Source organism: Shewanella psychropiezotolerans (genome assembly GCF_007197555.1).
Lineage (GTDB): Bacteria > Pseudomonadota > Gammaproteobacteria > Enterobacterales > Shewanellaceae > Shewanella > Shewanella psychropiezotolerans.
Map to the genome: position 1 here is coordinate 6,424,330 of NZ_CP041614.1, position 24,875 is coordinate 6,449,204.

Genomic DNA, 24,875 nt, shown 5'->3' on the forward strand with positions numbered 1-24,875 from the left:
GTATGCACATACCCCGTTGGAGGCGATTAGCATCATAAATGTTATGAACGACTAAAACCCCACCAAATAAAAATAACGCCAAATGAAACGAAAACCTAACCAGAAAGCTATTTGCGTTACTTGCTAGCTAGCAAGTATCTTGTACTTCGCCCACCAGCTCCCGCTTTCACTAAAAAGCTTTGCTCAACAAGCTGTGCCAGATGACGAGTCGCTGTTGCACGACTGACTTTAGTGACCTTCTGGTATTGGCTACTGCTTATACCTATTTCAAATTCGCCATCCAGCAGTCTATTAAGCACTTTCACTTGTTCACCGCTCAATAACGTCTGATCGACACGCTGCCAATAGTTAGTTTTCGCTACTGTTTGGGCGATATCATTGAGTGATTTCTGCAAACTGCTATTGAGCGTATCTAAAAACCAGACTAACCAGGAGGTAATATCTAACTCGCCTTTTTGAGTGCTTTCCAAAATATCGTAATAGGCTTGTCTGCGCTCTAGGATACTCACTGACATGGCATAAAAATGGATAGAGCGGTTTTCTGCCTGTGCGAGAGCTAAATCTGTTAGTAAGCGGGTTATTCTGCCATTACCATCATCGAGTGGATGTAGAGTCACAAACCACAGGTGAGTGATGGCTGCACGGATCAAGGGATCCATTGCCACATCTTGCTGTGATCTGTTGAACCAATCTATAAACCTTGTGAGTTCATCTTCGAGCCCAGAGCGAGGTGGGGCTTCAAAATGGACTTTTGGCTTATCTATACGCCCCGAGATAACTTGCATAGGCTCGCTACCCCGTAACACGCCACCTTGAACGGGATTAAACAGGGTATAACCTTCGGGGAAGAGTAATGTATGCCAATCCATGATCCGCTGTAAACTTAACTCTGTTTGCCAGTTTTGTAGTGCATCTAGTGTCATCTCAGCTAAGCCATCAGTTTGAACCGTGGTGGGATAGGGCTTCTCATCACTGATACCTAGCTTGTTGGCCAAAGATGAGCGTACCGAGAAGGCATTGAGTTTTTCGCCTTCAATTGCGCTGGAATGAATGATATTTGCCAGCAAGGTATCAAGTGTCATTTGAGCTGATGGCTCACTATCTAATTTACCAAGCAGCAAGCCCTGGTTGAAACTAACCTGACGTAATAATAAGGCTATATTATCAGTTTCCCAGCGAAAGTCAGGCCAGTTAGCTTGTTGCCAAATCCACATATAGAACCTCTATGAGTAGCTATTAGTCAAATAACACTGTTATTCTACTCACTATGCGAGGCGAATAACAAGCTTAATTGCCTCACATGGTGAGGCTAATAGCCTTTCTAATTGCCTCAAATCGGTTTTATCCCGATTTGAGGCAGTTGATATTCGTTTAACTGACTGGGTAAAAGTTGGAAGGTGGCGTGTCTCTTTGGGCTGTAGAAGCTAAATCGGAGAGGTAGGTTTTTGCTTTACCAACAGGTGTAGATGCGGCTGCGAGTTTCGGTTTCAAGGATGAAACCGTAAAGCGGCCAGGGATGGCTTCACAGCGTCTCGCAGAAGCATCTGCACCTACCTCACCGGAGGTGATAAGTAACAATGAAGGTCCGATTACCTTCAATCCGCCAAATAATAATTAAGCCCAATGAAACCAAAAAGCCATTACCCAAACTTGTTAGCTGACAAGTAAGTTAACTCCAGTTTTAACTCAAAATAGTGAGCTGTTTTCGATTCTACGCTGTGAAAGTGTGCTTTCAACCTCTTTAATTGTCTGTTTAGATACGCCAATATCTTTTGCTAATTCAGCAAAACTAGCAGTGATATCAACGATCTCCTCTATAAGCTGCTTGGCCTCTTGCCAGCGGTTAAAGCCTGCGGTTTCGGCAAGCTTCTGAACCGTGGATAATGGGGGGTGCTTCCCATGACCAATAAATGAGGTTGAGTGTTCATTAAAGGGATGTGGGCTGTAGGTAGTATCGTAAAACGGTGCTGGACTCCAGCGACCCGAGTCATCTTGCAAAAATGCCCAGTTTTTACTGTGGTCATCTTGATTACTGGCAAAGAAATATAACCAAGACACCCAAGATTATTCTCCGTTAGATAGCCAGTACCGACTAGAGCCTGATTTCCAGATAGAAATATTGAATATAACCAACGGCTATAACCAAGACACCCAAGATTATTCTCCGTTAGATAGCCAGTACCGACTACAGCCTGATTTCCAGATAAACTCATTGCGGTATCAATCCACCCACTTGCTTGTCCAGACAATACTCAAATATTCTGTTATGAGTGAAATTTCGACTACCTCCTTGAAAATAAGACATCAGAAGAACCAAACAGTCATTTGGTAATGCTTAAATACAATAATTTGAAATGGGTATCTCTAACTCTTGATTAAGCGCTATCTAGCCATCGATGGCAATTGGCTGCACCTTGCCGGCGCTTGCGCTCAAGATGTTCACAATACGCTGTTAATTCTTGGGTGTTGCCCACAGCCCCTTTGAAAATCTTAGTAAACTCTGTGGTCAGTTTTATCCAGTTTTCTTGCGGGATATTAAGTCTATTTAAAATATTAGCAGACTCTTGACTCATAGAGCCTCGTTTGTCTGCTCTGACTATTCGCCCTGTATCATCAACAAGTTGCAGATAATCTTTAGCGCTGAACATGAGTCCTTTAGGTATGCCTTTACTCTCATTACCAACAAAGGGCAGCAGTGATGTTGGCTGCTCACCTTTCATGGCAGCTTGGATGCGTTTTTGAATACTAGTGAAGTCTGAGGTTTCCGGTGTCTTAGCCATCTTAGCGCGGATAGGGTTCAAATCGACATAGGCCATACAGGCAAGTACTGCAGCTTCATCAAGTAAAGCCTGAGACTTGAATCGTCCCTCCCAGAAACGGCCTTTACACTTGTCCTCGGCATTGGCTCTACGAGCGATAGGTTCGTTGAGTGCCCGCATAAACCAAGAGATATCCATCAGCCTTAAGCGGTACTCTTTTACTCGTTTATTGATAATGTTTTGTTGATAAGACTCAAGTGGTTCACCTTTAACAAAATCATGGTTAAGGCTATCGCCTTTAAACAGCTTTTGCCATTGAGTAACCACTTCTACATCTGACCAATGCTTAGCTAATTCCACATCAATACGTAACACTAGATGTAAATGATTACTCATCACTACGTAAGCACAGATATCAATAGCAAACACAGATGCCAGCTCCAGTAGCCGACTTTCAACCCAACCCCGTCTATGCTCATAAGATTGACCAGTATGATGATCGACTCCGCACAAAAATGCTTTTCTAACACAACGAGATACGCAGTGATAATAGAGTGTGTCCTCTAAACTGACTAACGCTTTTCTTGGTGTTGGCATAACACCCCCTCCTCAACAACTCTTACTTAAACGTAGTCAAGGGATCTTCATCTGACAATCCTGGGTGTCTTGGTTGTTCTTTCTTAGACAATATCGAGAAATTGTCGATGGCGTGATTAATATATTTACCCCCACAGTACCAAAAGAGGGGTGGGTTCGAACGATTAGAAAAGCGCTTGATATGTCAGGCGCCCAACTCGCTGTTCGTGCAGGGATGACCAGGAATAGAGTCTCTGTTCTTGAGAGGCGAGAAGCTGGAGGGGATATAACACTCAACCAGCTAAAAGCATTAGCAGATGCTTTGGATTGTGAGTTCTCATACACACTAAAGCCTAAGAAGGCAGTGGCTGAGACTATTAGCGATCGAGCCCTTAAAATTGCCTCAACGGAAGTTAGAAAGGCTTCTAAGAATATGTTTTTGGAAGCTCAATCCATTAGCAAGGACAAGGAGCAGTATTTGATTGACGAGCTGGCTGAAGAGATCATGCGTGAAGGCGGCCGCAAGTTATGGTTGCAGAGTAAGGACGAGAAAGCTTGATTATTGATGAGCCAGATGGCGCTACACCGCTCGATCCTGATGATATGGAAGGGTTGAAACACGCGCACGTCACAACAAGAGACCAGCTTAATGAACTTGAGCAAGCCAACATTCTTGCAGGGCAGATGTGGGCTAGCTATAGGACAGATCTAACCCTTGATTCCATCTTCTCTACAGACTTTGTTCTGGATCTACATCAAAATCTATTTGGTGATGTTTGGATGTGGGCTGGGAACATAAGAACTCGCGAGCTTAGCATTGGATGTGATCCGCTCCAGGTTCGAGTAAATCTTGGCAACTTTCTTGAAGATGCGAAGCTTTGGATAGAGTATGAACACTACTCAAATCTAGAGCTTTGCGCTCGTATACAGCACAGGCTTGTATGGATTCATCCGTTTCCAAATGGCAATGGCAGGCATTCTCGTATTTTTACTGACGTCGTTCGTATTTTTCTATTGGATAGAGTCACCTCTAATATGGGCCAAAGGAGATCTTGCTAATATAAGCAATGAGCGCAGTGCTTATATCTCTTGTCTTAAAGAAGCTGATAAGGGCGACTTCGCCCCTTTCGTTGAATATCTTGAGAGTATGGGTAATTAACCTCTTATGAAGAGGCTATATAGATACACTGTATTTTCCGCCACAGCTACTCGTTTCAGCGCTTCTGAATGGGATATCGAAATAGGACATGACGAAGACAGTATCACTCTATTTGAATCTGACGATCCCAAAGCTCTAATGCCTTTCCTTGAAAATAGTCTTTCCACACTCGCTATTTCAGAAACGACCTAATTAAGTCGAAGAGGTGATAAGTCACAATGAAGGTATTACTCGCTTCAATCCATCAAACATTCAACCAGCCAAATGAAACGAAATCCTAACCTTCAAAGCTATTTGCCACACTTGGTGCTCTTCATGTGAGGTGACAAGTGAATCAATTTGTATTTTTATGGTTTCAGCTGTTCTGTTGTCACATTCCCTTCATTTTCTTTCTCTATGGTTGGTGGCTTTTAGTGAATGATATGTCGTCTATCAAAGGTTTTCTGTGGCCAACTCTGGTGTTCGTCCAGATAAATAGCCTTAGTGATAGCTCGTCTGGTATTAGATAAAGAAGTAGGGAATAAAATGAAAATTAAAACTGGTCTCTTGTCTGCGCTGATTGCTCAAGCTCTATTGGTTTCCGCTCCTGCTGCGGCGTTGAATATTGTGTTAACTAACGACGATAGCTGGAATACCCATAACATCAAGGCGATGAAAGAGGCGCTGGTTGCTAAAGGGCACGATGTGATAATGGCAGCGCCTTGTACTGGGCAGAGTGGTAAGGGCGGCTCATTTGGTTTCTTTAAATCGGTGAAGGTGGATGAGACTAAGGCCGATCAGTATGAGTTCTGTATTGGGGATGTGGATACTAGCCAAGCTTTCGAAGATTATGTCGAAGGCACGCCGGTTATGTCTGTCTTGTATGGCATAGATGTCGCGGCGCAGAAGAAGTGGGGTAAGGCGCCGGATCTAGTGGTTTCCGGTCCCAATGAAGGCAATAACTTAGGTTATATGAATAATAACTCCGGCACCTTAGGAGCGACCATGATTGCGCTCAGTCGTGGTATTCCGGCTATCGCAGTGAGTGGCAGTGAGAACTCTCTGTCAGATGCCACTCAGGGGCCTAAGATTGCCAATGTGGTGGTGAATGTGATCGATAAGCTGGAAGCCAGCCGCGCTGATAATCAGCCGCTTCTGCCAGCTTACATGGGGCTAAACATCAATACGCCTCAAGATATCGATGCCAGCTTAGGTTATCGCTTTACCGATGTGGGTTGGAACGGTGGAGGTATAGCGCTTAAGTTTGTCGAAGATTTCAGTGAAAACGAGATGATAGTCGGCTACTTCGCGCAAATCCTGTTTGATCAGGGAGCCGCCGAGTCTATGGAGCAGGCATTAGCCATGGCCAAGGGAATGTTGCAAGGCAAGCAAGGTATCGGTTTCGCTCCAAGTGACGTGAATGACAGCAATGAAAACTCCGAAGGTGTCGCAGTTAAGAATGGCTACATCACGATCAGTACCATAGACGGCAGTGTGCAGGCGACCAGAGCTAAGGTTGCCCTGACTCAACAGCGTTTGTCTGGCTTATAAGCGAAGGACCAGAATATGAAAAAGTGTCTTATAGGCCTGGTTAGCCTGGCGTTTTTGGCCGGTTGCAGCAGCGATAGCGATGATAATAAAGCGCCTCAAGTGTCGGGTGTTTTCTCTGGTGTGACCTATAGCGAAGCGGGAACGCCGTTGAAGGTGACAGCTACGGCAATCAATTTAGCCGCCTCCGATCTAATGCCTTCTAAAACAATTGTCACCCTTTGGGATGAGAGGGATCAACAGGTAAGTTACTCTGGGATTTATCATCAGGATTCAAATAAGCTGACCTTTGCTAATGAGCAATATGAGTGCATCCCGGATAATAATCTGTGGCTTTGCTCATCAGTGGTTGAGAGCTTCACTCTATCTAAAGTGACACAAGAGGCGGTAAACATAGATCTTGTACTCGGTAGTTATAGCGCTCTGTTTGAGTCTGAGCCATACCGCGTCGTCATAGCAGCAGATAATAAATTAACTGTCTCTGGTGCAGGCTGTGAGGCGAATGGTTCAATATCCTATGAGCTTAACGAGCAGGTGTTGATGTTTGAACTGGCCGATAACGCGCTGCAAGATGCATGTGGCTTCGATAATCTGACTGGGATCATGAGCTATATCAGTGATAACGATGAATTGTTCAGCCTTGAATTTCAAACCGTTAATGCTGAGATTCCGACGACTTGGGTAAAGCTGTAATACCATAGGATTAATAAAATAGGGATAGTTTATATGTTTACTATCCCTATTTTTGTCGGACTTTAAGTCCGTTTTTTACAAGTACTATATTTCAAAATGGCTTTATCAATCGATTCAAAAACAGCTACCTCTAAGGCATACTGCCACTCACTCTTAGAAGAGATAATATTGGTGTCTACCTCATTAGAGCGGAAATAGGCTTTCTCACCTTTATTGGTAACCTGAATGACTGCGTTTGCACTTATAATCAGATGGTTACGACCTAAATATGCTTTTTTTAGTTCGATGTTTAGTGGGTTATCTGATTTGGGCTCTTTATTATAGTGTTGATTAACTAGTAATTTTAATGCTTCAAGATCCAGAATGTTTCTATCCTTTACTCTCTTTGAAATATCAAAATTAATTGAAATATCACAAGCTTTCAGGTCAATTTGACTGGTTGAACTACAAGCAGTCAAACTAAGTATGAGTAAGATAAGCGGATATTTCACAATTATATGCAAACAACTTTTATGTCTGACTCTGTGTTAGGCATAGAACATAGCGCTCCAGCTCTGGCCCCACTTGTGAATCGAATGATTTTTCTACTGTCACTTTCACTTACTAAAATTGATTTATGGTAATTAGGATAACCACTTGGTGTTGTACCTATTTTCTCATATTGTTTAGGATCTGTTCTATCTTCTATGTCTGTCTCGATAATGGAAAATAAATCCTGAATTCCACTCCTAAGCCCTTTATTTAAAGTGCCTTTATATTCTTGGTTCCAAGCTCTTGCTGCAATATCTACAGATTGGTCGTGATCTAAACTGGTATTTTTGGCTTTCCTGATCTGTTTCCTCAGTCTCATTTTATTCTTATGTGAGCTTTGATAAGCATCACTTTTACTGGTAAATTTTTCATTTAGCTCTGTTATTTCTTTATCTATATCTGCTTGGCTTTTTATTGCAAGGGGCAGAGATGTCCCAAAATAGGTGAAGCTATTTTTATATAGTGTTTTTGAGCTCTTTTTTGTCTTCCCATGTTCAGATAGGGTCACAGCTGTTTCGATTAGCGGTGTTCTGAAATCAATGTCAAGCTTATAATTCGTTGATAGTAAGAGATAACTCTCACCAACTTCTAATCTGTTTTTTAGTTCATCTATTGATTTTATGGTTGTTATAGAGCCTATATGTACTTGGTCATCTAATTTTTTGCGTATCTCTTCTTCAAAGAGGAGATCGAAGTCCAAATCTAGTAACTGGTTCCTTATCTCTACTAGACTGTCATTCGCTTTTTCTGCGTTTGACTGATTTATCGATGAATCAATCGCCCCACCTACTAATGCACCTATCAGTCCAAATTGTGCTGAAACTGCAGAATTATTACTGATTGGATATAATGCTTCGATTTCATCCTGTGAGATCAATGAATAGACATTTATTGATTTATTTGTGAGCGGTGCATTTAAAGGTTGTTTCGCTGGTGTTGCGGTACAGCCACTCACTAAAAAAGCGATGAAAATGGCCGGAATTATTCTTATTAACATGATGTTCCCTATTATGTTGTTATATTTTTGCAACATAAATACTACAACTTATGACTGATAATAAGAAGTCTATTTGTAACAAAAACAGAGTTTTGGAATTAAGTCGTCATTGATTTACGGTGTTTTTTTATTCGCTACTCAGAGTTGAGTTCAGGATTATAATTTTTGTTTGCCAATCTAATGTTTCAAACTCGTATTAAACAATTTTCAATTGCCATAACGGATGTCAAATAGCCAAATGGATAAGCCTCAACAAGTTGTTATTGATTCTCTCCCCATAGATAAACTTTATGATGAATTTAAATTAGCAGTAAATGACAATCACTTAGTGGTTGAGTCAGATACTGGTTCGGGTAAGTCTACCCGTTTGCCACTTTGGTGCGCGGAACCTGATAGTGAAGGACCGAATGTTGGAAGACCTAAACGTGTTTTAGTTGTGGAACCCAGGCGGGTTGCTTGTTTGGCACTGTCTTCATTTGTCAGCGGGCAAACTGAGTTAAAAGTGGGCCATGCCATACGTTTCGATTCAACTGTGACTAATGATACTCAGATAGCCTTCGTTACACCGGGCATAGCCCTACGTTGGCTGCAGGAAAGCGGTTTAGCCAGTTTCGCTACTGTGATTATCGATGAGTTCCACGAACGTCGTTGGGACACTGACTTGCTGCTGGCTATGTTGAAGTTGAAGGCCCAATCTTCACCCAAGTTCAGATTGATTCTGACTTCGGCCACCATAGACGGTGAACGCTTAACCCGCTACTTAAGTAAGGGCTTAAGTAATGATTTAGCCGTTCAAGCAGGTGTTGTAAGCTCTGGAGAAGCGCGAACTGCACTTCGTTTAGTGGCGGAAGGAAAAAGGTTCCACGTGGAACTAAAATATCAGGCCCTTGAGAGTCACCACCTGCCTGACATTCGCGGCGTGGAACAAGCGGTAAAAACTGCAGTGTCGGGTGTGTTGCAACAGACCGATGGAGATATATTGGTTTTTCTTCCGGGTAAGCGTGAGATTCAAGGTGCTCTGCAAAGTTGTCAGCCTTTGGTCTTGGCGAGTGGCAAACCATTGGAGCTTTTAGCGCTCCATGGCGGGATCAGTCCTCAAGATCAGAAAAAAGTCTTGCAGCAAGCCGATCACCAGCGAGTTATCTTCGCGACCAATGTGGCGGAAACCTCATTGACTATCCCTGGAGTCACAGCTGTGGTGGATAGTGGGCTTGAGCGGCGTACCCACCAGCGTAACGGTCGTACCGTACTTTCTCTAGCGAGAATATCTAAAGCCAGCTGTGCTCAGAGAATGGGGCGTGCTGGCCGTACGCAAAACGGTATCTGTATTCGCTTATGGGGTAAGAGTGCGCCCATGGAAGCCATGACACCACCAGAACTTCAACGTGAAGAGCTGGTGGAACCTATGCTAGCAGCCGCTTGTTGTGGTTATAAGCTGTCTGATCTCAAGTTCGTCGATGACTTGCCTATTAAGTCATTGGCTATTGCCGAACAAAAGTTACTGGCTATGGGAGCCATTGATGCAGACGGGTTGATCACGGCTCATGGTAAGAAACTCTCTCCGCTACCGATAGATACTCAGTTTGCTCACCTTATCAGTGCCATGCCCGACGATGTGTGCCGTGGCTTGATGGTCGATCTTGCCGCGGCCCTGAGTGTGCCACTGGGCTTGTTCAAGTTACCCACCAGTGAGTTTGATCTTAAACTCTTGAGTGAGTGGGAGCCCCTGGGCTGTGATGCATTTACGCTAATAAAAATAGTAAGAGACAAGCTCCCCGATTTTCTCGGGGACGCCGATGCCGGCTATGTGAATAGAGGAGCCCGTAAAGAGGCACGCATGCTGGCAAACCAGATCCGTTCGGCATTGGGTTTGCAGAGTGTCGAGCAATCAGCCGCGTTAGTCAGTAAAGACATTGAGCTACGCCGGCGTTGGTTGTTAGCCGTGATCAAGGTGGCGCCTGAACTCGCCTACGTAAGACGTGAAAAACGCATCACAGCCCTTGGAAACGGTTTTAGCGAGGCACAAATCGGCCGTGTCAGTCGTTTCTGTAGTGAGGTTAAGGGAGTCGATGGCAAGGAGAGTGCGTTAGCGGCGGTGATATTCGATTTGCATTCAATTGCCGGTAAAGGGGCAAAGCAGACGCTGAATCTGGCCTCTTGTATGGCACCCATCTCATTTAACTTTTTGTTAGAGGCGCAGTTAGGTGAGGAGCGTCTGGGAGATAGTAAGGAGAAGGGGCAGAGCCATAAACTGGTGGTTGAGACGCTTTACGCTGGCAGAGTGATAGGTTCCCGCTTGAAACAAGTCGAGGGAGAGCAGGCGATTGAGGCTATTGTGCGTAGCATAAGTGTCGGCCGTCAATTTAAGGGCTTATCCCAGCGTTTGAAAAATGATATTGCCGCCTGGAATATCTGGTTAGCACTGGGAAAGGCTAAGGAGCAATTTGCCGAATCGGGTCTGGTTAACAGCTTAGGTGAGGAGCCATTGGTGTTCGATCTCTATCTTATGGAGAGGTTGAATGAGTTAGGGGTAGAAAGCTTTGATGATTTGGAACTGATAGAGGCGGATGATCTCTTGTTCGAGGGGATCCCTGATTGGCAGCGCGAAGATTTCGATAACTTATACCCGTCTAAGCTGATATTAGCCGACCTTAAACTGAATGTGGAATACCAGCCTAAACGCAAGGTGGTGACATTAGTTTATGCCAACGGTTCTCGCAAAACCGGCCCTAAACGCTGGGAGTTACCTCGTTGGCAAGGTTGGAAGATTCAATACAAGAAGGCGAGCCGTGTCGTGGATGTAAAATGACCCATGTTTATTAGCTTATTGACCTAGTAATCGAGTGGTTTTAATGACCACTTTTTTTATTATCGAGCTTAATTTTTGAGAGATATATTGAGTAAAAATCTCAAAGGATCGAAGTTATAAAAATTGTTTTTGATCTTTGCTCGATCAGATCGATTTTGATCAGCAGAATTAAAATTCGTTTTGCGTATAACTTTTCAACTAAGATCTTAATTTTTGTAATTTACAAGTAAAATAGATATGTTTTAAAACATCTTTATTCTATCTGCATCAACTAGTTAGGCTGAGATCTGCTTGGTGTTTGAATAAAAGATCTAATTTTAGATTACTTGTTGATATGTCTGTTGATGATTTTGATCGAGATCAAAAAACGTACAGGCTTAGATCTGCTATTTTTATCGCCTAAAATAGTGACTTTATCGGCTAATTTAGCTGCATAAAGCATAATATTCAGTCGTTCGTTTTATTTAATAGCAATAGGTATAAGAATCTGATCTTTTCAGAGTTATGTATTTTTATTTTTTAGAGCCTAGGAACTAGTCAGAATTTGCTATAGCAAGATTAAACATCCTGTTTATACTCGCTCTCTGTGTTTTGTTGTCGTTCCCATAGCATAGTTTTGAGCTTGAGAAATCGAGGGGAGGGCTGAACTCAATCACATGAAAAATAAGGAGTATATGAAATGTTGCTCCCTAGAGAACAGGTGCCTTATTTAGAGTAAAGGCAACTGTTCATAATTTGTGTGATGGAGTATTAGGCGTTTTGTCTAAATTAGAAAACTATCTGCTTAGGCTAAAAACGATAGCCAAGCATAAGGTAGAGGTTATCAACCGAGTTAGCTTCTAGATCATAGCGTGTGGCTTTGATTCCTGTGTGCCAATTAGCGCTGAGTTGATATTTAATATTGAGGCCAAAGTAAGCATCTAAGTGATCGCTGTCAGATGAAATTTTACTTGATGGGCTATCTAAAATTTCACTACTTAGCTCCTGCTGCCAATAGATAGCGCCTAGGCTAGCCGAGGCGCTAAATCGCTCGCTCTGCCAAAAACTATATGCGATATCTACCCCGGCTCCCTTGGCCAGTACAGGGGTATTGTACTGCAGCTCGGTTGGCAATGTTGTTGTGGCTTGTATTTGTGCGCTGGACTGTCCCATATCTATATAGCGTGCACTGAGTTGCCATCTAGGAGCAATTAGATAGCCAACACCCAATGACCAGCTAAAGTCACTCTTATCGTAGGAGATTAGCTCACCCGATGGGATAGATTGTTGGCTGGAGTAGTCTGCCCAGCTCTGCCCCAGCTCTGTCTCAATCGACCAGTCACTCGCTACACTGTTAAAGCCTATAAGACTTAAGAGTAACAGCCCTAATCTACTACGGGCTATAAACACAAATGCACCTAAAATCAAAATTAATCCCCCTATAGAGCCTCCTGACGAAGCCTTGTTTTGTATGGTTATCTCTTTAGCTGCTGTGACCATTATCATCACTTGTGCCTGTGATTGTGCCCCGTGTTCATCTGTGATGGTGTAGTCGATGGTATCTAGCCCCTCAAAACCCTCAACAGGCGTGTATCTAAGCATCTGGTTGGCTGTTATCTCGACGCTACCAACTTCAGCCGTGGCTGAAATGAGATCTATTGATGATTCTTTATCGCTGTCATTAGCAAGTACATCTATCTCGACCACTTGCTGATCATCGGTATTTAGCGTGTCGTCTATAGCGAGTGGAGCCGAGTTGGCTATTACGTTGACAACCACAGTGGTGTGAGCTGTACCACCATTGTTATCATCTATGTTGTAGTTCACTATCAACTCTCCATAGTGATCGGTTTCAGTGCTGTAGCGCAGCTGATTATTTTCTATAGCGACAGTGCCTATATTGGTACTGGCCCCAAGTATTGTGAGTTGATCGCCGTTCGCATCGATATCGTTGGCAAGCACATCAATTAATTCTGCTGTGTTGGCCTGCATAGTTATGTTATCGGGGTTCGCGACAGGTAAAATATTACTTGAACGTGCGACACCCACTCCCCCTGGGTCGACGATGCTGCCATTGGCTATGCCGTCATTATCGTTAGGGCCACCATCTTGTATCGATAGCTTAACGCACCAATGTCCTTGAGTAAGACCTGTTACCCAGCTTGGATCGTTAGGGGCTGGACAATGACCCGCTTCACCTAATGACGAAGCCAGTTGGTTATTATTGTCTTGGATAAAGTTCTGCCAGTTACCTTGGATGAATTTTCTATATATTGGGTTCTCGGGTAACGGCAATTGTTGTGGGATCGCTATGTCATAGGTGCCGCCCACTTGAGGCAGGCCAAACAGGATAAAGTCGAAGACACCGCCGATGTTTTCAACATTGGTATCACTGCCTAGTTTTATTTCGACCTCTTCGTCGGTGAGCAGTAACCCACCAGAGCTATTATCGGAACTTTGAAGACCTTTACGCAGACATATATCACTCTGCCCTTGGGCTAAGAATTGCTGCTGCATAGGGACCTGTTCAGGCATTATATGACAAGGTAATACACCATCTTGGTAATCTGGAATACCATCATTATCGCTGTCACCTATGCCTTCATAACTATCTGGTATAAGGTCACCATCACTATCTGCATCAGTCAGTACGGGGAGTGCTGTGACCAATTCGAGATAGATGGTTTGTTGGCTACTTAGCGCGGTAGCTGCATCATCGGTGACGGTTAGTGTGATTGGATAGAGTCCAGCAATGAGGCCAGCAGGGCTAAATTCGAATACAGAGTCTTGGTTCGAAGTATTAACGACAGCTGAGCTTACTGGCATCCACTGGTAGCTATGACTATCTTGGCTGTTGGCATCGAAAACATCGGTGCTGATGGTGACCAGATCGCTGTTGGTGACAATGATATGTCGTTTCTGACCAGCTTGTTGTACTTCAGTTGATATCTGCGGTGCAATATTGCCTTCGGTGATCAACAGACTATAGACTTTATTGCCTAGTGTATTTGCTGCAAAGGTGAGTACTAGAGTTTCATCCACTTCGGTTTCATTATCGCCATAGATAGTGAGCTCGATTACCGCTCTAGTGCCCTTATCTATAACAATTTCAGCATCAATAGCACTGTGATCACTGGTGTCGCTGGTCCCGGATACAGTGTAAGGAATCGTGAGAGGGTAACTGGGTGCCTGGCCACTCAATGATAGTCTAACCTGATAATTACTATCTTCTGCTGATTGTTCATTTTCTGCAAAAGTCAGATAGGGGTGTATGACTAGTATCTGGCTGTCGGTGACTTTATTACCTTCACTATCGGTCGCTTGCCAGAATATTTGATGTGTACCTGAGCTGAAGTGGTTACCTTGAGTGAGCCGTGTTACATGGGCGGGTTCACCTAAATAATCGAGCGCCGTGGCAAAACCTAAATCGACTTTAGTAAAGAGTTGCTGGGCATTTATCTCTATATCTGCAGGTAGTGTCAGAGTGGGGAGTAGCGGATTTGCACTATTGTCTATAGTGACTATCGCCTCTGCTTTAGCTGTCTCTTTGCTAGGGTCAGAGATAACATAAGTTATCTTTATTTGGCTCTGGACTCCTGCTTCTGCCGTGTACTCAACCCTATTATTAACTATCTTAGCCTTGCCTATGTTGCTGCCAACCTTGATGATCGATAACTCATCCCCATCAATATCTATATCGTTGGCTATTAGATCCAGTAGATAAACATTGGATTGCGTACTTGGCATGCTGAGCATGTCAGTAACAGCGACAGGCTTATCATTAATCGACTTAATTGATATAGACACAATCGCAGTTTGCGAAGCTAACTCGCCATCACTAGCGGTAAAGGAGAAGCTATCATTGCCACTATAGTCGCTATCTGGCTGATAGAGCCAGATTGAACCTGACTGACTTAACTGCCCATTGGTGGGGGGCTGTGTGATTGAATAACTCAGTGTATCGCCCTCAGCATCTTGTACCGAAGGCGTTATGCTCAGGCTAGTGTCTTCATCGACACTCACACTGGCATTACTTGCCACTGGTGCGCTATTGATTGCAATGACCGAGATATTGAAGCTAGTTAAGCTAACCGTATCTGTGCCGTCGGTTACACTGATAATAATATTGCTATTAGTGCCAACATCGTCTGCCGTTGGAGTACCTGTTAGTACGCCTGTAGTGCTATTGAAGCTTGCCCAAGCGGGTTTGTTTGTTATTGTACAAGAGAGACTGGGATTAGCATCTGTGTCAGTGGTGGTTGGGGCAAAAGAGTATAGATTCCCCACCTTAACACTGGTGGCTGGTGTGCCTGTTATTGTAGGTAGATCGTTAACCGAAGTAATGGTGACATTAACTGTTGTCGTGGTAGTAAATTCCCCATCGGTGACTGCAACAATAAAGCTGTCAGAACCGAAATATTCAGCCGTTGGTGTGTAGTTTATGCTGGCAGAAGTATTACTGCCCGACACTGAGGCACTGCCGTTAGCGGCATTGGATCCTATGCTCCAACTCAATGTGTCGATATCGGTGGCGTTTAAGGTCAGGCTAAATGGTGTCGGCGCGCTATCTTCACTCATAGTGATAGAAACACTAGTACCTTGATTCATAACTGGAGCGGCGTTATACAGTTTGATAACCGTATCATTCGCCGCCGAACCAATATTTCCAAAGCTATCGGTCAGTGTGAGGCTTAGTGTTAGTGTGGTTTCATTGAGACTGCTAACATCAATCGCGCTAACGTTATGAGAGGCTCCAGTTAAAGTGCCATTACCATTTAATGTTGTTATCCCATCACTTAAGGTATAGCTATAGGTATCGCCGTCGGTTCCACCTGTGATGGTAAAGCTTAGTAGAGTCGCATTGCTGCCTATTATTGATTGATCTATTGAGAAATCGTATCCGGTTGGCGCAATTGCATCGACGAGTAGGTTTGCCTCAGTGATCGGCGTGAAGCTAAGAGTTGCTGAGTTACCTAATGAATCTTGTGCGGTATCTGAATTGGTTTGTAGCGAGACTAATCGCACTCCATCGGTATCTTCTTCACCTGTGGTAATAACATAGCTAAAACTTAGTGCGCTACTATTATGGCCACTTAGATAGGTCGCTATGCGTTGGGTACCACCAATATCGAGTGTTGCTGTACTGTTAGAGCCTGATAGAACCACTGTTTCGTCGAAATTCAATACCGCTGTGATTGTATCGCCAGCTTTTAAATTACCGGTATTTAAGCTTGCCGAAACTATTTGTGGGCCAGTATTGTCAACAGTGATTTGGTTATCAGTACTGCCACTGATTTTATTGGTTGCGCCTCCAGCATCGGTAGCGCCACCAGCTAAAACCGTCGCACTAATATTGCCATCTCCAGCGGTTATCGTTGCAGTCACTTGGTATGTTGTGCCACTGCCTGAAATATTGGTCACGCTTGCTGCCATGCCAGAGTCTAGATTAAGACTCACATCACTGGCATCGAAGCCTGTAACCGACTCATTAAACAGCACATCGAAAATAATTGCGGCGTTATTGGTGGGGTCTGCTTGCCCCGAGGCTTGGTTAATGGCGACTGTCGGCCGCGGGTTAACTGTTAAGGTCATAGTGTTGTTGGCTAACGCATCGCCAATACCGTCGTTAACATTAAAGGTAAAGCCAGAGCTGGTACTGCCATTGGCAAGATATTTGAGTAGATTGGCGTCTAGATTTGCCTTGCTTATGGTGGCGTTGCTGGCTAACGCCGATTCGGCGTTGTTGACTGTGCCACTGCCATCTGTATCTATCCAAAGTATGCCATTAACCGGTGCCGCCGTTATGGTGATGTAGCTAAGCGAGTCACCTTCAGGATCGCTGTAGCCAAAGTCACTGGTGGTCAGCGTTAATACCGCACTTTCATTCGGGTTGAGATTATTGTTGGTGCCGACAGGCAGATCGTTAATGGCACTCACGACGACTGTGGTATCGATATTTCCGCTACTGCCACCATCTCCATCAGTCAGTATCAAGCGGATGGTTCGAGTCGACTCAGTTGGGGCGAGGGTATCACTATTCTCATAGCTGATCGCTCGCAGTAATGATTGCACTAAGGCTGGGGTAGCATTGCTATTGAAGGTGATGACTAAGTCATTGCCTTCTGATATGGCATTGGTGAGGGTGCCGATATTGGTCGCACTTATCGTGATACTGGCACTGGCTAGCCCGGTTGTAGTGACGTTGTTATCAAAACCGAGAATATCCTCACTAGCATCTTGATTGGTCAGAATGGTGGCGGTAAGGCTACCTGTATCAAAATTAGTTGAGTCAACATCACTCACAGTGGCGTTTGCCGAGGTATCGATGTTTTGTTGTCCATTTCCCTCACTGTAATTGAGGTTGTCACCCGCAAGGTTGTTGATGCTCGGACTATCGTTACTGCCCACTACTGAGACTGTGATATCGGCGTTTGATGATGTGCCGCCATCACCATCACTTATACTCAGACGCACATTACGCGGCCCTGTGGTGGGGTTGTCGGTATCGCTGTTTTGATAGGTTAGCGCTCTGACTAATGTTTGCACCAGTGCGGGTGTAGCCGAGGCGTTTAAGTTGATGATGAAGTCATTACCCGCAGCGATATTATTTCCCAGTGTGCCAATCACTCCTGGACCAGTTATCGAGATATTGTTGCCTGCGAATGTTCCAGCCAATGAGATTACGCCGCTGGTATCGATAGAGAGAATATCTTCCGCCGCATCTTCGCCAGAAGTGATGGTCAGTGTGAGATTACCGCCATTAAAGTCCGCACTATCGCCATCGGTGACGGTGGCCTGAGTGCTTTGGTCTAAGACTTGTGTGCCACCGCCTTCGGTATAGGTAAAACTATCGCCATTGAAGTTGGCTGTGGTAGGCACACTATTGAGGCCGGTAACTGTTTCTTGAGCTGCGAATATAGCCCCGCCAGGTGAGATGTCATAGGTGGTTGATTCATTACCCGTCCAGTTCGACAGTGTAGTGATTCTTGCCAGCCAGGTGGTTTTATCTGTGGCGACTAGTGAACCAGAATAGTACATGTTATCACTGTGATAAGTCCCTGTGGATAGGGCTATTGCATTGGTATTATTGGTTAAACCAGATGGGAGGTGGGAGGTGGTAGAAGTTACTGCTGTGCCTGCTGAAACCCAGTTGCCCGCTACTGTTCCCCCAGCATTGTTGGTAGAAGGGTTACTAAAGCCATAAATAAAGGTGGGGCTGACATCACTGCCTTGGTATATCAGCCATTGATCGCCACCGGAGGCCATTACGCTTGAGACCCATCCACTGATGGAGAGTGTTCCTGGTAGAGTCGCTAGGGTTGCTGGGCTACCAGCAGTTATGGCTATTTGATAAACATTTCCTGCGGTTAGGCTAGATGTGGTTGTCCAGGTTATTGTGCCTTCTGATATGGTGTTGCTGTAGAAGGCTATCGAGTCTGAATCCCAGCCTCGGTCGGTAATTTTAATGGTTTCCCCTGAGGCTATATCGGCCAGCAACATGATAGTTACTTGATCGGTGGGCGCATCACTATTGACACCGAGAACCACGATATCACCTAGGTTCAGTGCTCCGTGAGCCGGCAAGATAAACATGCTGCCAACAATTAATATGATTGCGTGAGAAATCCGTTTCAATAGTAACATAATGACCTCTGATATAGTCGCCACCAAGCTATCCTTGGTGGCGGGTTTAGATTGATCTATCTGCCAATCAATTTCTTGGTGGGTATATGCCCTGAGTCGCTATGATAAAATTTACCACTAGAGTCGGTTGTAGGTTATTTACTGCTGTTGACCCACCAGTGTTGCTAAGGCTGATGGCCTTGGGATTCATTGCCGTATCTGGGGTCTCTGTGGAGTAGGCGGTAATTGCATCGCCATTGACATCGGCTTCCTGAGCCCAGGTAGCGCCAGCTACCCCCGTTTCGTTTGCTGCTTTATTGACACCTTTAAGTGTCGCTATGTGTGTATGATTCGGCATTTGTTCCGTTTTAAGTTGATTAGCTTCCGTGCCAAATTTTTGCCCCATTATCCGGGCTGATACACCAGGGCCATGGCCTTGGTGCATAGGGGTGCGTCCACGAAGATCGGGCAACGCAAAAGTGGTGCGACCATCACCACCAAACCGAGTCCCTAACAAGGAAAACATCGCCTGGTTTTGTGAGATGCCGATAACGGCACCATCACAATTTGCAAATCCCTTGGGGACGAAATCAAACCCCACCATTTTGATCTCGCCGATAAAAGGTTCTGACATTGTTACTCTCCTAAAGCTTGTTATTTTCATCTCTTTGCGTATGTTGGGTACTTACCATCTACTACATAAAAATGTCCTAACATGAGCGATTTACAATTCGCATCGCTTGAGCTAAAGACCCATAGCGAAGCTGACTTGCCCTTTTTATTACAGCTCTACATCAGTGTGCGTCGAACTGAGTTTGCCGAAGCTAACTGGTCTGAGTTGCAATTAAATTCCTTTTTATCTGAGCAGTTTTCTGCCCAGTACCGCTATTATTGTCAGTATTACAGCACCGACAGATTCGATATTGTCTATTACCAAAATCAAGCCATAGGTCGTCTTTTTGTCGACTGCTGCCTCGATGCGCGTCTGGACATTCGTATTGTTGATATTTCTCTGTTGCCAGAGTTTCGTGGTTTAGGTTTAGGAACAGCGCTTTTTCGTCAGCTGTTGAATGAGGCCAAAACCTTAGGTGCTAGCGTATCTATCCATGTCGAGCGAGATAATCCCGCTAAAGTCCTCTATGAACGGCTCGGTTTTACGTTAAAAACCGTGACCGATGAGATTTATCTTCTGATGGAGTGGCGTTGTGATTAATTGGCTAAGGCGGTGATTGGCTAATCTTGCTGCGATTGATCACTATCTCGTAGTCAGTAGCTGACGTTGCGGTGCAAAACAGAAAATGTTGACCAATTTTTGAGTGACTAAAGTTGTAACTGCCTTGGGGGATACGCTGGGGTTCATTGTCTACTAGATGGGTAGTAAAGCTCTCATAATCATCGCTATGAGCACTGCCTGTTCTCACTCCTCTTACGGTAACTGACAAGCTATTACCTTGGGTATCTTCTACTAACAGGAGTTCGCCTTTTATGGCTTCAATATTTTTAAAGTTAAAGTCTTCAATGCTATGCATAACAGGTATTCCTTTACCAAACTAAGCAAATCCATGCTCAACCGACTGTTGGTGCTTATATTTATTACTTTAATATAGGAAGGAATAACAGTGTACGCAATAGTACAAATGGCGGATGCCTTGACGTCCGATTTTAGTACTTTAGTATACCAGTTGCATTAAGTATGTAATCAATTCAGAGCGCCACAGGGTTTTCAATTCAAGGCGCATTGATGAAGAAATGGTTTAATTAATGCAAAGCGGAAGTGGAAATCCTGAGGCACTCACGTAGTGCGGGTTTCAAAGCATTTTATGCTGCGTTTAGGGCTTTAGATATAGAATAACTATTAGCTTCAAGCCCCAGCCTTGCCTAAAACGTTTTGAACTCTCGCTGAATGGTTAGATACCTAATGCAATTGGTATCACTTCCCTATACAGAAAGAGCTGAAGATCTTACCGAGTAGATCGTCTGAGGTGAACTTACCTGTGATCTCAGATAAGGCTAGCTGTGTCATGCGTAGTTCTTCGGCTAATAGCTCACCGGCTAGATAAACTTCTAACTGCTCTTTGCCTAACATCAGGTGGCTGCTGGCTAGATCAAGCGCCTCTAAGTGACGACGACGTGCGATAAAGCCGCCTTCGAGATTGCTCTGATAACCCATAAGCGATTTAAGGTGTTGCTTGAGCTCTTCAATGCCTAAACCTGTTTTGGCCGAGATACGGAACACGGGATGGCCGTGATCTTCGGTGAGTGCTAATGACTCACCTGTGAGGTCTGCTTTGTTACGCACCACTGTGATACCGAGCCTATTAGGTAGACGATCGATAAAGTCTGGCCAGATCTCGTGCGGATCGACGGCGTCTGTGGTGGTGCCATCGACCATAAATAGCACTTGATCGGCTGTTTCAATTTCGGCCCAGGCGCGCTCTATGCCGATCTTCTCGACGGTATCGGCCGTTTCACGCAGGCCTGCTGTGTCTATTATGTGCAATGGCATGCCATCTAGATGGATATGTTCGCGCAGTACGTCACGAGTGGTGCCAGCTACTTCGGTGACGATGGCAGATTCTTTGCCTGCGAGGGCATTCAATAAGCTGGATTTACCGGCATTGGGTCGACCGGCAATGACGACCTTCATGCCTTCACGGATAATCGAACCTTGCTTGGCGCTGGCCTTGACCGAGTCCAGTCTGGTGATGATCTTGTTGAGTGATCCAGCTATTTTACCGTCAGAGAGGAAGTCTACCTCTTCATCGGGGAAATCTATGGCTGCCTCGACGTATAGGCGCAAGTTAGTGACCTGTTCGACCAATGCATGTACTTCTGCCGAAAATTCGCCCTGGAGTGAGTTCAGGGCGCTCTTAGCGGCTTGTTCGCTGGTGGCATCGATAAGATCGGCGATGGCTTCGGCCTGGGTGAGATCTAACTTGTCATTCATGAAGGCTTGTTCGCTGAATTCACCAGGCCTGGCGATGCGAATGCCCTTGGTTTCCATCACGCGCTTGATCAGCATATCCAGCACTATCTGGCCACCATGGCCCTGTAGCTCGAGTATATCTTCACCGGTAAAGGAGTTGGGTCCCTTAAAGTAGAGGGCGATACCTTGATCGATCACTTCACCCTCGGCAGTTTTAAAATCACAGTAATCTGCATAACGTGTCTTGGGTATATGTCCAAGCATGGCCATAGCGACTTCGCTGGCCTGATCGCCGGAGATACGTATGATACCCACACCGCCACGGCCTGGGGCAGTGGCTTGTGCCACGATAGTATCTGCTGTCATTACTGTGATTCCTAAGCTAAATAAGAGGGGGGTAAAACTGAAAGACTCAGTCTCTCATAAAAAGAAAAAGCGGTTAATACCTAAGTATTAAACCGCTTTTCAATTGACGCTTGTTTGGTCTCAGACTTATTTTAAGCCTTTCTTCGCCAGACCTGCGTAGATGATCTTCTGCTGCGTGATAGCAACTAAGTTACCTACTAACCAGTAAAGTACCAGACCGGCAGGGAACCAGAGGAAGAACACGGTAAAGACTACAGGCATCCACTGCATCATCTTCTGTTGCATTGGATCCATGGTCGGTGCCATAGGCTGCATTCTCTGCATGACGAACATGGAGATACCCATCAGGATTGGCATCACGTAGTAAGGATCTTGTACCGATAAATCGGTGATCCATAACATGAATGGTGCATGACGTAGTTCAACACTCTCCATCAGTACCCAGTATAGCGAGATGAAGATAGGCATCTGTAGCAAGATAGGCAAACAGCCACCCATAGGGTTAACTTTCTCTTTCTTGTACAGTTCCATCATGGCCTGACCCATCTTCTGACGGTCATCGCCGAAACGCTCTTTCATCTCAGCAAGCTTAGGCTGTAGATTACGCATCTTAGCCATAGAGGTGTACTGAGCCTTAGTTAGCGGGAATAACATACCACGCACGGTAAGCGTGATAAGAATAATCGCCAGACCCCAGTTAGACACTATTGACTGGAAGAACATAAGTAATTTGTAGATAGGAACGGCTATCCACCAAAGGAAACCATAATCAACGACTAAGTTAAGTGAGTCTGAGATTGCAGAAAGTGCTTCCTGATCTTTAGGACCAACATAGAACTGAGCATTGATAGCCTGAGTCGCACCAGGTGCAACATCATAGATGGCGCCACGGAAACCGATATTAGCCTGACCGCCGGCACTGATGCTGGAGAAAATAGTGTTCTGGTCGTCAGCTGGTGGTACCCAGGCAGAAACGAAGTAGTGTTGCAGCATAGCTGCCCAACCACCTAGCGTCTTCTTATCCAGGTTCTTATCAGCCATATCATCGAAGCTGTACTTCTCGTAACGAATATCTGCTGTAGAGAAGGCTGGACCACGATAAGTCGGCATCATCATGCTGCTTTCGCTTTCTTTGATGCTGTGTTTGATCTGACCGTACATCTGAACTTGAAGCTGCTTATCTGTGGTGTTGTCTATCACGTAGTCGACATCAATTTTGAATTGACCACGGTGGAAGATAAACATCTTAGTGTAGTTAGCACCGTTTTCAGCAACATAGGTCAAGGGTACTTCTAAAGTATTTTGGCCCGCAGTCATGCTGTAGTCGCGTGATGTACTGTTGAAGTGAGCTCGGCCCTTAGTGCTACTGTCGATACCATCACGACCGATAAGACCACTCTGAGATATGTAGTTAATATCTTTAGTTTGTTCCAGAAGAACGAATGGCTCGTCATTTTCTAGCTCTAATTTATGTTCAATTAGGGCCGAGTAGACGATATCACCACCAATTGGATTAATCTTGATGACTAATTGGTCGGTAGTCACTGTGATCAATTCTTTCGAAGCGACAACTGCAGCTGGAAGCGCTGAATCTGCATTTGGAACATCAGAACTGTGCGCGTCTGTAGCATTTGATGCCGTCGTTACCGAACTTGTTTCAGTAGCCACTGGTTGTGGAGCTTGATCCATCTGCCATTGTTGCCAAAGCAAAAAGCTGACAAAAAGTAGACCGATAAGCAATATATTGCGTTGAGATTCCATAGCCTATTTGTTACACCTGTGTTTTTTTGAGGGGACGGGGTCAATACCGCCCGGATGCAAAGGGTGACATTTTAATACGCGTTTGGCCGTAAGCCAACAGCCTTTTACAAATCCATGCAAACGAATGGCTTCGATAGCATAATATGAGCATGTTGGATGAAAGCGGCACTTATTAGCCCCCAGCAGGGGACTGATAAAGAGTTGGTAGCCACGAATAATCGTGGTTGCTAGCCATTGTAGCGGCGACTGAGTTTTCGCCATAGCTTTTCTACCAATTTATGGAGCTCTGCATTTTCCATCTCTACGACGCCATTTCTGACCAAAACGACAATATCAACCGGAGGTAATTCGTGTTGATGCAAACGAAAGTTATCTCGGATGATACGTTTAATTCTGTTTCGCTGGTGGGCTTTCTTAACAAAACGCTTAGCAACGGTTAATCCAATACGTGGATGTTGCTCAGAATTCGGAATAGCAAGTAAGGTTATTTCAGCGGAAGAAGCTTTGATAGGTTTTGCAAATACAGATTTGAATTGCGCGGGAGTTAACAAACGTAACTCCCGCGTAAAGGTATAGCTAGTCACTTGCATTTCTACTGTTAAGCAGAAAGACGAGCGCGACCTTTAGCACGACGACGAGCTAGGACCTTGCGGCCTCCAACTGTAGCCATACGAGCGCGGAATCCGTGAGAACGCTTACGCTTTAGGTTGCTTGGTTGAAAAGTACGTTTACTCATTGTGGCAATCCGTCTTTATGTTAGTTGAACAAAACCCAAATTCTCAAAATTGAGGAATAGGGGTAAAAAAGAGGCCGAATTGTAATCACTTTAACTATGCCCGTCAACAAGCAAACGCATCAAGTGATAAAATTCTAGCCATTTATTTTCTAGCCGACCTAGCCAAAGCTACCATAATTTGTGGATAACTCTGTGCATGACCACTACATCTTGTGGATCCAGTGATCATTTAGTCGATCTAGCGGCGCCAATTATAGATCGATTCGGATCGCTTTATAAAGCTGGTTTTGCCGCTTTTTTAAAATAATAAGATCGCTGTAGATCCTTTTGGATCTGTATCATATGTTAAAGGTGATCTATCTGGGGATAATTATATTATAAAGGATAGCGATCCTAGTGATCTCACTATAGAATACACCTCTTTGTATGATCT

Annotated in this window: 20 protein-coding genes; 6 read left to right on the top strand and 14 right to left on the bottom strand. The window is 44.6% G+C overall.

Translation table 11 applies throughout. The annotated features are described in order from the left end of the window. Nucleotides 1-116: 116 nt before the first annotated feature. The 4 genes from FM037_RS28260 to FM037_RS28275 all read right to left on the bottom strand — a co-directional run bounded on the left by FM037_RS28260 (nt 117) and on the right by FM037_RS28275 (nt 3,356). Complete coding sequence (locus tag FM037_RS28260) at nt 117-1,214, bottom strand: Fic family protein (protein ID WP_144048740.1); 1,098 nt, start codon at nt 1,212-1,214, stop codon at nt 117-119. A 157-nt stretch (nt 1,215-1,371) separates the two neighbouring features. Then, on the bottom strand, nt 1,372-1,578 hold the full coding sequence (locus FM037_RS28265; RefSeq protein ID WP_144048741.1) for a hypothetical protein: 207 nt from the start codon (nt 1,576-1,578) through the stop codon (nt 1,372-1,374). A gap of 108 nt (nt 1,579-1,686) precedes the next feature. Then, complete coding sequence (locus tag FM037_RS28270; RefSeq protein ID WP_144048742.1) at nt 1,687-2,058, bottom strand: HipA domain-containing protein; 372 nt, start codon at nt 2,056-2,058, stop codon at nt 1,687-1,689. A 317-nt stretch (nt 2,059-2,375) separates the two neighbouring features. Then, nucleotides 2,376-3,356, bottom strand: coding sequence for a transposase (locus FM037_RS28275; protein WP_144048743.1), 981 nt, complete (start codon nt 3,354-3,356; stop codon nt 2,376-2,378). Nucleotides 3,357-3,429: 73 nt separating this feature from the next. On the opposite strand from FM037_RS28275, the gene FM037_RS28280 reads away from it, so the two are divergent. From FM037_RS28280 to FM037_RS28295, 4 genes are all read left to right on the top strand, one after another. Beyond that, entirely contained in the window at nt 3,430-3,894 is a 465-nt protein-coding gene (locus tag FM037_RS28280; RefSeq protein ID WP_229381035.1) for a mobile mystery protein A, read from the top strand. Further along, on the top strand, nt 3,891-4,394 hold the full coding sequence (locus FM037_RS28285; protein WP_229381036.1) for a mobile mystery protein B: 504 nt from the start codon (nt 3,891-3,893) through the stop codon (nt 4,392-4,394). The genes FM037_RS28280 and FM037_RS28285 overlap by 4 nt, the downstream gene beginning before the upstream one ends. Before the next feature lie 625 nt (nt 4,395-5,019). Then, complete coding sequence (locus tag FM037_RS28290; protein WP_144048745.1) at nt 5,020-6,024, top strand: 5'/3'-nucleotidase SurE; 1,005 nt, start codon at nt 5,020-5,022, stop codon at nt 6,022-6,024. A gap of 15 nt (nt 6,025-6,039) precedes the next feature. Then, on the top strand, nt 6,040-6,714 hold the full coding sequence (locus FM037_RS28295; RefSeq protein WP_144048746.1) for a hypothetical protein: 675 nt from the start codon (nt 6,040-6,042) through the stop codon (nt 6,712-6,714). A 62-nt stretch (nt 6,715-6,776) separates the two neighbouring features. On the opposite strand, the gene FM037_RS28300 is transcribed toward FM037_RS28295, so the two are convergent. Together FM037_RS28300 and FM037_RS28305 are read right to left on the bottom strand one after the other, a co-directional pair. After that, nucleotides 6,777-7,205 (bottom strand): hypothetical protein, encoded by a 429-nt coding sequence (locus tag FM037_RS28300; RefSeq protein ID WP_144048747.1) that lies wholly within the window; start codon nt 7,203-7,205, stop codon nt 6,777-6,779. Nucleotides 7,206-7,207: 2 nt separating this feature from the next. Beyond that, the gene (locus FM037_RS28305; RefSeq protein ID WP_144048748.1) at nt 7,208-8,242 is read right to left on the bottom strand and encodes a hypothetical protein; all 1,035 of its coding nucleotides are present in this window, start codon (nt 8,240-8,242) and stop codon (nt 7,208-7,210) included. 223 nt (nt 8,243-8,465) lie between these two features. Here FM037_RS28305 and FM037_RS28310 point away from each other — a divergent pair, with 223 nt between their 5' ends. After that, nucleotides 8,466-11,051, top strand: a complete 2,586-nt coding sequence (locus FM037_RS28310) for a helicase-related protein (protein ID WP_144048749.1) — start codon at nt 8,466-8,468, stop codon at nt 11,049-11,051. A gap of 789 nt (nt 11,052-11,840) precedes the next feature. Here the strand turns inward: FM037_RS28310 and FM037_RS28315 are convergent. Together FM037_RS28315 and FM037_RS28320 are read right to left on the bottom strand one after the other, a co-directional pair. Continuing rightward, nucleotides 11,841-18,698: a tandem-95 repeat protein gene (locus FM037_RS28315; protein ID WP_144048750.1), complete on the bottom strand. Its 6,858-nt coding sequence runs from the start codon at nt 18,696-18,698 to the stop codon at nt 11,841-11,843. Between the two features lie 43 nt (nt 18,699-18,741). After that, nucleotides 18,742-19,287, bottom strand: a complete 546-nt coding sequence (locus FM037_RS28320; RefSeq protein WP_144048751.1) for a phage tail protein — start codon at nt 19,285-19,287, stop codon at nt 18,742-18,744. Nucleotides 19,288-19,368: 81 nt separating this feature from the next. On the opposite strand from FM037_RS28320, the gene FM037_RS28325 reads away from it, so the two are divergent. Then, the gene (locus FM037_RS28325) at nt 19,369-19,866 is read left to right on the top strand and encodes a GNAT family N-acetyltransferase (protein ID WP_144048752.1); all 498 of its coding nucleotides are present in this window, start codon (nt 19,369-19,371) and stop codon (nt 19,864-19,866) included. Nucleotides 19,867-19,870: 4 nt separating this feature from the next. Here FM037_RS28325 and FM037_RS28330 read toward each other — a convergent pair whose 3' ends face one another. The 6 genes from FM037_RS28330 to rpmH all read right to left on the bottom strand — a co-directional run bounded on the left by FM037_RS28330 (nt 19,871) and on the right by rpmH (nt 24,442). Next, complete coding sequence (locus tag FM037_RS28330; protein ID WP_144048753.1) at nt 19,871-20,182, bottom strand: DUF6916 family protein; 312 nt, start codon at nt 20,180-20,182, stop codon at nt 19,871-19,873. 401 nt (nt 20,183-20,583) lie between these two features. Beyond that, nucleotides 20,584-21,945, bottom strand: coding sequence for a tRNA uridine-5-carboxymethylaminomethyl(34) synthesis GTPase MnmE (gene mnmE / locus FM037_RS28335; protein WP_144048754.1), 1,362 nt, complete (start codon nt 21,943-21,945; stop codon nt 20,584-20,586). Nucleotides 21,946-22,071: 126 nt separating this feature from the next. Further along, nucleotides 22,072-23,706, bottom strand: a complete 1,635-nt coding sequence (gene yidC, locus FM037_RS28340) for a membrane protein insertase YidC (protein ID WP_144048755.1) — start codon at nt 23,704-23,706, stop codon at nt 22,072-22,074. Nucleotides 23,707-23,709: 3 nt separating this feature from the next. Beyond that, the gene (gene yidD / locus FM037_RS28345) at nt 23,710-23,967 is read right to left on the bottom strand and encodes a membrane protein insertion efficiency factor YidD (RefSeq protein WP_144048756.1); all 258 of its coding nucleotides are present in this window, start codon (nt 23,965-23,967) and stop codon (nt 23,710-23,712) included. Next, nucleotides 23,934-24,290 (bottom strand): ribonuclease P protein component, encoded by a 357-nt coding sequence (rnpA, locus tag FM037_RS28350; RefSeq protein ID WP_144049173.1) that lies wholly within the window; start codon nt 24,288-24,290, stop codon nt 23,934-23,936. Before rnpA ends, yidD begins: the two co-directional genes overlap by 34 nt. Before the next feature lie 14 nt (nt 24,291-24,304). Continuing rightward, nucleotides 24,305-24,442: a 50S ribosomal protein L34 gene (gene rpmH / locus FM037_RS28355; protein WP_006083827.1), complete on the bottom strand. Its 138-nt coding sequence runs from the start codon at nt 24,440-24,442 to the stop codon at nt 24,305-24,307. Nucleotides 24,443-24,875: the final 433 nt, after the last annotated feature.